We start from the raw sequence: 1,705 nt of genomic DNA, 5'->3' as shown, positions 1-1,705 counted from the left end.
GTTTTTTTATGTATTATACTTCTTAATTTTTTATTTGGGTAATTAATTTTGCATGACTACTTACGGTCTAGCTCTCTAATCACCGTGGAACTCCTGAGATAAACTCCTCCTGTATTGTTACATACAGCAATGAATGTTGAGCAAGTTTCTGCGCTGCTGCGTGTGAATTAAGCGGCGACGAGAGTAAATATACAGCATTTATCCACCAACTAACACCAATCACGGGTTGAGGTTTCGTTGAGGACATCGAGAGGGAAAAGCCTTTTTGGATATTCTGAGCGTTAGCGGTGGTTTTAGAATACACCATCTCTAGGAGCCTATCTTGCTATAATGTAAACTGTCAGGAGTCATTTTGGAAACCATCATGGAAATAAAAAACATTAAACAAAAAGCCAGAAATTTAATCGATAAATTGCCGGATAATTCTACATGGGATGATTTGATGTATGAGATTTATGTGAGACAGGCAATTGAAGCAGGATTAGCCGATAGTGAGGCGGAAAAGGTTATTTCTGTGGCAGAAGTACGCACTAAGTTCAAGCTAGAGCCATGAAAGTTTTCTGGACAGAAACCGCCGTTAATCATTTATCATCCATCTACAACTACATATCACAAAACTCCCCTCAATATGCTCAAAGACTGGTGGAAAGATTGACTAGACGCTCAGAACAGATTGCTAATTTTCCCTTTTCGGGTCGTCTTGTTCCGGAGTTTGAAACTGAGCAGATCCGAGAAGTTATCGAGGGTTCTTATCGCATAATTTATTATATCAAGCCTGAGCAAATCGATGTTATTGCGGTACTTCATGCTGCCCGAAACATTGAAAATCCACAAGATTAACGATAATCCAAGACCATTGGGGGAGTAAATTAATGGCAGCAGTGAAGATTACCAAAAAAGGGAAGAAAGAACCACAAAGGCACAAAGAACACAAAGATTTTCTCACCCATAACTTTCTAGTAGGAACCATACTACAAAAACATCGGGCGAGTGGCTGACCCCTCGGTGACAGGTATCGAAAACCCAGAACCCGCATGGCTTCGTCGAAAATTACCTGTTAATAATTGTTCACAAAATCTTGTAACCCTATATGCTACAGTCCTTTAAGTCTTGACGCGAGAGAAGAGATCCAATACCCATAGGATTCATCCCAGGATAAGCCAGCCTCCCATAAAAACCCCAGTAAACCTGACTCCAAATGTCCCAATCACGCAAATCTCCTCGGCAGTACATTAGTACGGAGAAGTGATTATAATGGGTTTCTGGAGTACGATATGCTACTTCCATATTGTCCAAATTAAACCATCGTTCTCCTTGTTTCCAACCTACGAGATCGCCAAAACGATCCCATATTTCATAGTTATATTCTCCTGTCCCACCAACAAGGTCACGGTAAATTTTCGCCTGTCCCTTGATACCAAATTTCCCTTCGCTGTGTTTCATCCAAAGTCGATCAATCTCATCGATTACCTCTAGGGATACCTGACTAAAAAGGTCGTAGAAGTCATTATAATTTTCTATGACCATCCATTGGTACATGATAAAAGCGGTTTCGTAGTCGGATTTTTTCCAATCCTGTTGCTCTAGGTACTTCTCTAGTTTTTGATAGATTTGCCCTTGGTTTTCTATGAGATATTCCCTTTGTTTTCTCAGTTCTTTTTCGTAGGCGCGATCAGCCTCTTTGTGGTATTGCACTGAGATCATC

General features: G+C 40.5%; 3 protein-coding genes. 2 read left to right on the top strand and 1 reads right to left on the bottom strand.

The window, feature by feature from the left end; genetic code table 11:
* Positions 1 to 364 precede the first annotated feature (364 nt).
* Positions 365 to 553, top strand: coding sequence for a hypothetical protein (locus PX636_RS12115; protein ID WP_002762197.1), 189 nt, complete (start codon positions 365 to 367; stop codon positions 551 to 553).
* Entirely contained in the window at positions 550 to 840 is a 291-nt protein-coding gene (locus PX636_RS12110; RefSeq protein WP_002744303.1) for a type II toxin-antitoxin system RelE/ParE family toxin, read from the top strand. The genes PX636_RS12115 and PX636_RS12110 overlap by 4 nt, the downstream gene beginning before the upstream one ends.
* 246 nt (positions 841 to 1,086) lie before the next feature.
* Here PX636_RS12110 and PX636_RS12105 read toward each other — a convergent pair.
* On the bottom strand, positions 1,087 to 1,705 hold a 619-nt coding region (locus tag PX636_RS12105; RefSeq protein ID WP_288117353.1), incomplete at its 5' end, for a GUN4 domain-containing protein.

This window comes from Microcystis sp. M53598_WE2, from assembly GCF_030067735.1.
Classification (GTDB): domain Bacteria; phylum Cyanobacteriota; class Cyanobacteriia; order Cyanobacteriales; family Microcystaceae; genus Microcystis; species Microcystis aeruginosa.
Note: the sequence above shows the minus strand (reverse complement) of the source record. Positions and strands in the feature narration are given on the sequence as shown.

Excerpts from the sequence above, each read along its gene's own strand:
- PX636_RS12115 (WP_002762197.1), top strand. The coding sequence starts at position 365 with ATGGAAATAAAAAACATTAAACAAAAAGCCAGAAATTTAATCGATAAA.
- PX636_RS12110 (WP_002744303.1), top strand. The coding sequence starts at position 550 with ATGAAAGTTTTCTGGACAGAAACCGCCGTTAATCATTTATCATCCATC.